9 protein-coding genes and 1 rRNA gene are annotated in these 8,204 nt (G+C 36.2%); 9 read left to right on the top strand and 1 reads right to left on the bottom strand.

Translation table 11 applies throughout. The features are described 5' to 3' along the window. Positions 1 to 26 precede the first annotated feature (26 nt). The 6 genes from rrf to BBS29_RS06425 all read left to right on the top strand — a co-directional run bounded on the left by rrf (position 27) and on the right by BBS29_RS06425 (position 4,315). A 5S ribosomal RNA gene (rrf, locus tag BBS29_RS06450) occupies positions 27 to 140 on the top strand. A 62-nt stretch (positions 141 to 202) separates the two neighbouring features. After that, positions 203 to 652, top strand: a complete 450-nt coding sequence (gene tsaE / locus BBS29_RS06445; protein WP_068130377.1) for a tRNA (adenosine(37)-N6)-threonylcarbamoyltransferase complex ATPase subunit type 1 TsaE — start codon at positions 203 to 205, stop codon at positions 650 to 652. Then, on the top strand, positions 653 to 1,294 hold the full coding sequence (tsaB, locus tag BBS29_RS06440; RefSeq protein ID WP_068130373.1) for a tRNA (adenosine(37)-N6)-threonylcarbamoyltransferase complex dimerization subunit type 1 TsaB: 642 nt from the start codon (positions 653 to 655) through the stop codon (positions 1,292 to 1,294). Continuing rightward, positions 1,273 to 1,737: a ribosomal protein S18-alanine N-acetyltransferase gene (rimI, locus tag BBS29_RS06435; RefSeq protein WP_257009094.1), complete on the top strand. Its 465-nt coding sequence runs from the start codon at positions 1,273 to 1,275 to the stop codon at positions 1,735 to 1,737. Before tsaB ends, rimI begins: the two co-directional genes overlap by 22 nt. Continuing rightward, on the top strand, positions 1,721 to 2,740 hold the full coding sequence (gene tsaD, locus BBS29_RS06430) for a tRNA (adenosine(37)-N6)-threonylcarbamoyltransferase complex transferase subunit TsaD (RefSeq protein ID WP_068130370.1): 1,020 nt from the start codon (positions 1,721 to 1,723) through the stop codon (positions 2,738 to 2,740). Before rimI ends, tsaD begins: the two co-directional genes overlap by 17 nt. Before the next feature lie 141 nt (positions 2,741 to 2,881). Continuing rightward, entirely contained in the window at positions 2,882 to 4,315 is a 1,434-nt protein-coding gene (locus tag BBS29_RS06425; RefSeq protein ID WP_068130368.1) for a CAP domain-containing protein, read from the top strand. Between the two features lie 151 nt (positions 4,316 to 4,466). Here the strand turns inward: BBS29_RS06425 and abc-f are convergent, their stop codons facing one another. Beyond that, positions 4,467 to 6,380, bottom strand: a complete 1,914-nt coding sequence (gene abc-f, locus BBS29_RS06420; RefSeq protein ID WP_068130365.1) for a ribosomal protection-like ABC-F family protein — start codon at positions 6,378 to 6,380, stop codon at positions 4,467 to 4,469. 121 nt (positions 6,381 to 6,501) lie between these two features. Between abc-f and BBS29_RS06415 the strand changes: the two genes are divergently transcribed. From BBS29_RS06415 to tatC, 3 genes are read left to right on the top strand one after another with little or no spacing between them, the layout of a single operon-like run. Then, entirely contained in the window at positions 6,502 to 7,137 is a 636-nt protein-coding gene (locus BBS29_RS06415; protein ID WP_068130362.1) for a redox-sensing transcriptional repressor Rex, read from the top strand. An 11-nt stretch (positions 7,138 to 7,148) separates the two neighbouring features. Then, entirely contained in the window at positions 7,149 to 7,397 is a 249-nt protein-coding gene (gene tatA / locus BBS29_RS06410) for a twin-arginine translocase TatA/TatE family subunit (RefSeq protein ID WP_068130359.1), read from the top strand. Between the two features lie 47 nt (positions 7,398 to 7,444). Then, complete coding sequence (gene tatC / locus BBS29_RS06405; RefSeq protein ID WP_068130356.1) at positions 7,445 to 8,203, top strand: twin-arginine translocase subunit TatC; 759 nt, start codon at positions 7,445 to 7,447, stop codon at positions 8,201 to 8,203. The last annotated feature ends 1 nt before the right edge of the window (position 8,204 follow it).

Below are 8,204 nucleotides of genomic sequence, written 5' to 3'. Positions count from 1 at the left end.
TGCTTCTATTTGGTTTTGAGTGTATGTCTAGTGACGATGGCGGAGAGGCCACACCTGTTCCCATGCCGAACACAGAAGTTAAGCTCTCCAGCGCCGATGGTAGTTCGGTTGACCCGTGCTAGAGTAGGACGTCGCTAGGCACTCATTGGAGACCCTATAGGGTCTCCTTTTTTTATATATTTTTATATATTATGAGGTTATTATGGATAAAACTATTTATATAAATGATTTAAATGATACTAAACAACTAGCTGAAACGATTGGTAAATATATAAAACCAGGTTTTGTTATTCTTTTAAGTGGTGATTTAGGGGCAGGTAAAACAAAATTTACTCAATTTTTAGGTAAATCTTTAGGTGTTAAGCGTGCAATTACTTCTCCAACTTTTAATATCATTAAGTCATATAAATTAAATGATAATTATTTACATCATATGGACTGTTATCGATTAGAACAGAGTGATGAGGATTTAGGGTTTGATGAGTACTTCAATGATTTCGATATTACGATTATTGAGTGGTATAATTTTATAAAAGAATATTTGCCGAATGAATTTTTAAAAATTAATATTGAACGTATTGATGAAAATCAAAGGAAGTTTTCAATTGTATCAGAAGGTAAACAATACGAGGAGTTAGTAGGTGTGTTATAAGTGAAGTCTTTATATATAGATACTTCAAATCGAGCGTTGTCTGTAGCCGTTTCAGATGACGTATTATTAGCTGAAATTAATATCAATGTTAAACGCACACATTCAGAAACGTTAATGCCAGTTATTAACGAGGTACTTAAACTAGCGAATGTAGATAAGTCTGAGTTAGAACGAATTATTGTAGCAAATGGTCCGGGATCATATACAGGGTTAAGAATAGGAGTAACAGTTGCAAAAACGTTAGCTTTTTCCTTAAATATACCGATTTATACAGTATCCAGTTTACTCGTGCTAGCAGCAAGCTATCGTGGTGTAGTTGCACCAATGATGGATGCTAGACGTGGAAACTGTTTTAGTGCGATATATGACGTTGATCAAAATGGATACGATGTATTAGAAGAGCCAAAGCTTAGAACAGGGAAAGAGTACTCAGATCTCGTGTTAAAATACGGTGCTGTTATTGTGCATAATACATTAGAAAAACAGTCATTTGAAGTTGACGGTGTCCATACTACACCAAGAATTTCATCTCTTATCGGAATGGATGATGATCTTTTAACTAAAGTTGATGCACATGACGTTGTACCAGACTATTTAAGATTAACTGAGGCGGAGAGAAATTGGAAAAACAATCAATCGTAATCCGTCCGATGAACTCTGATGATGTTCCAGCAGTTCAGAAAATAGAAGTTGTATCTTTTCCTGATTCACCATGGACAGAAGAAACATATGTCCATGAACTGTGTAACAATCATTTTGCACATTATTTTGTCGCAGAAAAGAATGACGTCATTGTCGGTTATATTGGACTATGGATTGTAGTAGATGATGCACAGATTACAACGATTGCGATCAGTCCAGAGTCGCGAGGAAATGGCTATGCGAATACATTGATGGATTTTATTATAGATTATTGTAAACCAACTGTCCGTCAAATATCATTAGAAGTAAATGTTAATAATCATCATGCGATTAAATTATATGAATCTAAAGGGTTTGTTTATGGCGGTATACGAAAAGATTATTACGGTGCAGGTAAAGATGCACATGTCATGTGGGTGAGATTAGATGGAAAAAAATATTAATATATTAGCGATCGAAACGAGCTGCGATGAGACTGCTGCGAGTGTTATACAAAATGGGAATACTGTTCTTTCAAATATCGTCGTGAGTCAAATAGAGAGTCACAAGCGTTTTGGAGGTGTCGTTCCAGAAGTCGCATCAAGACATCACGTTGAGTCTATTACCCGAGTGATAGAAGAGGCACTTCACGAGGCGAACGTCACACCAAAAGAACTCGATGCGGTTGCAGTAACATATGGACCAGGTTTAATCGGAGCGTTACTCGTCGGTGTAAACGCAGCGAAAGCATTTGCGTTCGCACATGATTTACCACTTATTCCTGTCCACCATATCGCAGGACATATATATGCAAATCAGTTAGAGCATGACGTAAAATTCCCACTCATTGCGTTAATCGTGTCAGGTGGGCATACTGAGCTCGTTAAAATGGAAGACCATTTACAGTTTGAAGTGATCGGTGAAACTCTAGACGATGCGGTAGGAGAGGCATATGACAAAGTCGCTCGTGTAATCGGATTACCGTATCCAGGTGGTCCAGAAATAGATAAGTTATCTAAAGAAGGCATCGATACGTACAATTTCCCACGTGCATTGCAAGATGAGGGATATAACTTTAGCTTTAGTGGTTTAAAATCAAACGTAATCAATACCCTTCATAATGAAAGACAGAAAAACATCGAAATTAAACCAGCAAATGTTGCGAAAAGCTTCCAGGAAAGCGTCGTAGATGTCTTAACGACAAAAACAATGCGCGCTTTAGACGAAGAAAATATAAAGACATTAATCGTTGCTGGTGGAGTCGCAGCGAATAGTGGACTTAGAGAACGATTCGAAACGTTAACAAAAGAAAACGGAGTAGAATTATATATACCGAGTTTAAAATACTGTACCGACAATGCTGCAATGATTGGGGCCGTTGCGTACGAACAGTATAAACGTGGAGATTTCGCAGATTTAAATTTAAATGGATATAACTATATAGATATAGAAGACGTAATATACTAACACATCAGTTTAAAAGCTGGTGTGTTTTTTTGTTATTTAAAATTATAGTGACAACCATTGTTATTTAGTGTAAAATTGAATTAGAAAATGATAATAACATAACAATTAAAAACTTATAAAAAAATTAAAGGGTGGATTTAAATGACGTTTAAAAAGAAAATGTTAGTATCATCTGCAACGGCAGCATTATTAATTAGTGGAGGACATTTACCTGTATCTGAAGATATCACAAACTTATCGCCAGAATTTGTTGCGAAAGCAAACGAAGTTGGCGAAGATAATTGGCAAGATGGAGATATGGGAGAATGGGTCAACAACCATAGAGCAGAACAATCACAACCAAATAATCAAGGTGCTTACGATAGTGTAGCGGTTGAACACAATCAAGGTTTAACTGATTTTGCACATTGGCGTGCTCAAGATATGGCTAACAATGGTTACTTCGACCATGATTCACCCGTACACGGTGAGTTACAAGAACAGTATCAAAAATATACAAATGGTGAACCAGAATTTAAATATGGTGTTGCTGAAAACATTGTAGCATCTAATGACCAAAATATGACACAAGAGGAGTTTGATGCCTTTGCTTTTCAAACATGGTTAAATTCTACAAAAGGTCATAGAGAAAATATGGAACATGAACTCCATACAGATTATGGTTACGCAGCATACAAAAACGAAAATTATTCTGGTTTAGAAGATGAGTACGTTTGGTACGGTGTTCAAATTTTTGGTGGAGATGGAGAAAAACATCAACAAATCATGGATAACCATACTGAAGTGAATAGAGAAAATCGAACAAAAACATATCATAACCCACTAGAATCATACGATAAATCTTATAACGCTGAAGATATTGACCCAGAAAAAATTAATACGGGTAATGAAAACGTTGAACAACCTGTTGAACCAGAACCACAACCAACACCAGAACCAACACCAACACCAACGCCAGAACCAACACCAGCACCAACACCAACGCCAACGCCAGAACCAACACCAGAACCAACGCCAGAACCAACACCAAAACCAACACCAGAACCAACGCCACAACCAACACCAGAACCAACACCAAAACCAACACCACAACCAGAACCACAACCAGAGCAACCTTCTAAACCAACAGAAGATGAAACTGGTAAAGAGCAAGAACCAGGACAAGTAGACACACCAGCACCATCAGAAGAACAAAATGATGAGATTGATCAAGATGAGTCTGAGGTGGAAAAAGATACGGATGTTGAGGATGAGAATGCAGAATTAGACGGGGATGTAGAGTCTAACAAAGAAGAGAATTCAACTACACCACCTGCTAAATCTAAAGATAATAGTAAAGTGGAAAGTGAAGGGGATAAAGGTAATTCATCTACTTCTGATAAAGCTAACTCAACAGTTGTCGATAAATCTAAAGGGCAATCAAATGTAGCTAAAAAACCAGAATCAAATGGTAAAAAAGTGTTACCAAATACTGGTGAAAGAATGGATCAAAAAGGTTTAATCTATAGTATTACAGCGCTTTTTGTAGGATTTGGGTTATTCTTAACAGGAAGAAGACGTAAAGAAAATAAATAGTTAACTTTGAAGGGATTCTATTTCTGATATATCAGAAATAGGATCTTTTTTTATATTCGTAATTAGAAAAAAGACAAAATAAAAAAGTTATGCACAGTTGTGGATAACTTTGTGCATAACTTATGGATTATGTGTGTATTGTTGTGGAGAATTATTCAAGTTCTGATTTTTTAATCTCTATTTCTTCCCATTCTAATAGATTATCTTCGAGTTCAGTATTCAGTGACTCGAGCTTCTCATTCAGTTCATTTGTTTTCTCAAAATCGTTGAATACTTCTGGCTGTGTCATTTCTAATTCGACTTTTTCAATTTCTGTCTCGATTATTTCTATTCTTTGTTGAAGTTTGTCGCTTTCTCTCGATAGTTTTTGTATTTGGCTACGAAGTTCTTTTTGTCTTAGGTAATCGTCGTTAGTATCTTTCTCCACTGTTTCCTCTACAAATGCACGTTGTGCTTCTTCCTCTTCTTTTTTATGGAGATAGTATTCATAGTCACCATTTATGATTTTCGTTTTTTGCGTATCCATTTCCATAATGCGATTTGCTAGCTTTTTGATGAAGTACCTGTCGTGCGATACGGCGATAATTGTACCTGGGTAATCCATCAATGCTGATTCAAGCATCTCTTTACTTTGAATGTCTAAGTGGTTTGTAGGCTCGTCGAGTAGTAGCAAATTATTTTTTTGTAACATGAGTTTAGCGAGTTGTATGCGTGCTTTTTCTCCTCCACTTAACTGATAGACATGCTTAAGTACGTCATCTTGTGTGAATAAAAATTGTCCGAGTATTTTACGAATATCTTGTTCTTGAAAATGAGGATACTCTTTCCACAACTCTTCAAGTATCGTGTTTTCAGAATAGAACTCTGCTTGTTTTTGATCATAGTAACCAATCGATACGTTTGTACCGTACTGGATGTCACCACTGATAGGAGGAAGTAATTTTGCGATTGTTTTAATGAGAGTAGATTTACCGATACCATTTGGTCCTAAAACGAGTAAACGATCCTCTTTTTCAACGAAGAAGTTTAAGTCGTTATTGATAACCTCGTCATATCCAATCGCAAGTTCTTTCACACGTAGTACGTCATTTCCGCTTTCCTTTTCAATGGTGAAATGAAACTGTGCTTGCCTTGTATCGCGCGTTGGAGAATCGATTCGGTCCATTTGTTCGAGCATTTTACGTCTACTTTTTGCCATACCACTCGTCGATGCACGTGCGATGTTTTTCTCGACGAACGTTTCAAGTCGTTTGATTTCATCTTGTTGTCTCCTATATAGTCCAAGCTCACGATTATAATCTTCTTCTTTTTGTTTTTGATAATTCGTGTAATTACCGTGATATAATTTTCCTTGTTGGAATTCTATTTCATAAATTTTATCGACGATACGGTCTAAGAAAAATCGGTCGTGGGATATAACGACGACAGATCCAGTATAGCGATTTAAATAGTTTTCTAGCCATTCGACAGTTTCTAGGTCAAGGTGGTTCGTAGGCTCATCGAGTAATAAAATGTCCGGGCGGTAAAGAAGCATTTTACCGAGTTGTAATCTCGTTTTTTGACCACCAGAAAATTCATTTATCGGTCGGTCTAAGTCTTCTAAGCTAAAGTTTAGTCCAGTAATGACCGTTTTAATTTCAACGTCGATTGTGTAGCCATTATGAGCTTCAAAAAAGTTTTGAAGATACTCTAATCGTTTCACTTGGTCGTTATAGTCTACGTGTGTATACTCATGATTTGTTAGCCACTCTGTGACGATATCGATTTCATCTTTTACTTTTAATACGTGACTAAATGCTAGATTCATTTCTTCACGTACAGTTTTGTCGGATTCGAGTGACATTTCTTGTGTTAAATAGCCAATAGAAATATCTTTTGGTGTCGAGATATTACCGCCATCATACGATAATTCATCTGCCATAATCTTCATGAGAGTTGTTTTCCCCGCACCATTTCCACCGACAATACCAATTGTTTCTCTCGATTTAACTTCTAAATTTATATTTTTTAAAATTTCTGTTGAACCGTAATTTTTTTCAACGTTTTGCAAGCTCATGACAATCATAAAAATCCCTCTTTCTCAGTAAGTGTAGTGTACCATGTTATGTATGAGAAATACGATAAAAACCTTAAAGTCATTGACTTATATGGTATAATTAAATGACAAAATATTTGAGGTGAGTCTTTTGTTAAAGAAGCAGAAAATACCGAACGCAACATTAGATCGATTGCCTTTATACTTCAAGTATTTCAAACAAAGTGAAGACAACGGAATTGATAGAGTGTCTTCTAGAGAGATTAGCGAAGCACTTGATATAGACTCAGCAACGATTCGACGTGATTTTTCTTATTTTGGAGAGCTTGGCAGAAAAGGGTATGGATATAATGTCCATGCACTCGTTAAGTTTTTTTCAGAACAAGTCCAAGGCACAGGGATGAAGAACGTTATACTAATTGGTGTTGGTAATCTCGGAAGTGCGCTACTAAACTATAATTTTACAAAAATTCATGATAAAATAAAAATAGCGGTAGCCTTTGATATAGATCAAGATATTATTGGACAAACAATAAATGGGGTTGAAGTAAAAGATATTTGCGAGTTAGAATCCGTTGTTCAAGATATTCAAGCAGAAGTGGCGATTCTAACAGTTCCTGGTCAAGTCGGAGTTGATCTATCTTCCAAACTTGAGGCCCTTGGGATTAAAGGGATATTAAACTTCACACCAGAAAAACTTGCAGTTTCAAACGGAGTTACTGTACATAATATAGATTTAAGCGTTGAAATGCAGGCGTTATTATTCTATATGAAGCATAACAATTAGGAGGGGAAAAGATGAGCGTATTATTATTTCCTATGACAATCGGCGCTGTAGCACCGGTAAGTTTAATTATCATCGCTGCAGTTGCACTTTTAATCTTCGGACCTACGAAGTTACCACAACTTGGTCGTTCAGTCGGAACTACAGTTAAAGAATTTAAAGAAGGCTTTAACGGTTTAGGAGAAGACGAAAAACCTGAAGAGAAAAAAGAAGAAGTCGTTAAAATTCAAACGAAACAAGAAGACGAAACAATTCAAAGATAGTTGATTAAAGGTGGCGAACGCCACCTTTTTTTCCGTGAGGTGGCTTTATGCAGGAAAAGAAAGAAATAATCGAGCACGTTCAAGAGTTACGTAAGCGCGTTTTATTTGTCACGTATTTCTTTGTCGCAGCGTTACTGATTGGATTTTATTTTGCAAAACCACTTGTTCATTATTTACAAAATGCACCGTGGTTAGAAATGACTGAAATGCATGCGTTTAACGTGACAGATCCGTTAAGAATTTACTTAACGATGATCGTTATTATCGCGTTTATACTAGTGCTACCAGTAATTTTATATCAGTTTTGGGCGTTTGTTAGTCCAGGTCTATATGAAAAAGAGCGACAAGTAACACTTATATACATACCGATTGCATTCATTCTTATGATTATAGGAATGGTGTTTTCTTATTTTATCGTCGTACCGTATATCGTGAAATTTACGTTTAGTTTATCAGTTGAAATGGGGATTGTGACGACGATTGGTATTAATGATTACTTTGGCTTTTTAGTACGCACGGTACTTCCTTTTGGTATAATATTTCAAATGCCAATTCTCGTCTTATTTATGACACAGCTTGGCATTATTACGCCAATGTTTTTAAAGAAGAATAGAAAATATGCGTACTTCATCTTATTTGTCTTGGCAGCAATCATTGCGCCACCAGACGTTATGACGCATTTTTTACTAACGTTACCAATGATTTTATTATACGAAATTAGTATCACTGTATCTAAAGTAGGGTATAGACGTTATTTAAAAGCAGAAGAACAGGCGTTAAAAGAAACGTTAAAGGGGGACGAGTAGG

Source organism: Nosocomiicoccus ampullae (assembly GCF_001696685.1).
GTDB classification, from domain to species: domain Bacteria; phylum Bacillota; class Bacilli; order Staphylococcales; family Salinicoccaceae; genus Nosocomiicoccus; species Nosocomiicoccus ampullae_A.
This window is presented reverse-complemented; position numbering and strand designations above follow the sequence as displayed.

Excerpts from the sequence above, each read along its gene's own strand:
- tsaE (WP_068130377.1), top strand. The coding sequence starts at position 203 with ATGGATAAAACTATTTATATAAATGATTTAAATGATACTAAACAACTA.
- tsaD (WP_068130370.1), top strand. The coding sequence starts at position 1,721 with ATGGAAAAAAATATTAATATATTAGCGATCGAAACGAGCTGCGATGAG.
- BBS29_RS06425 (WP_068130368.1), top strand. The coding sequence starts at position 2,882 with ATGACGTTTAAAAAGAAAATGTTAGTATCATCTGCAACGGCAGCATTA.
- abc-f (WP_068130365.1), bottom strand. The coding sequence starts at position 6,380 with ATGATTGTCATGAGCTTGCAAAACGTTGAAAAAAATTACGGTTCAACA.
- tatA (WP_068130359.1), top strand. The coding sequence starts at position 7,149 with ATGAGCGTATTATTATTTCCTATGACAATCGGCGCTGTAGCACCGGTA.
- tatC (WP_068130356.1), top strand. The coding sequence starts at position 7,445 with ATGCAGGAAAAGAAAGAAATAATCGAGCACGTTCAAGAGTTACGTAAG.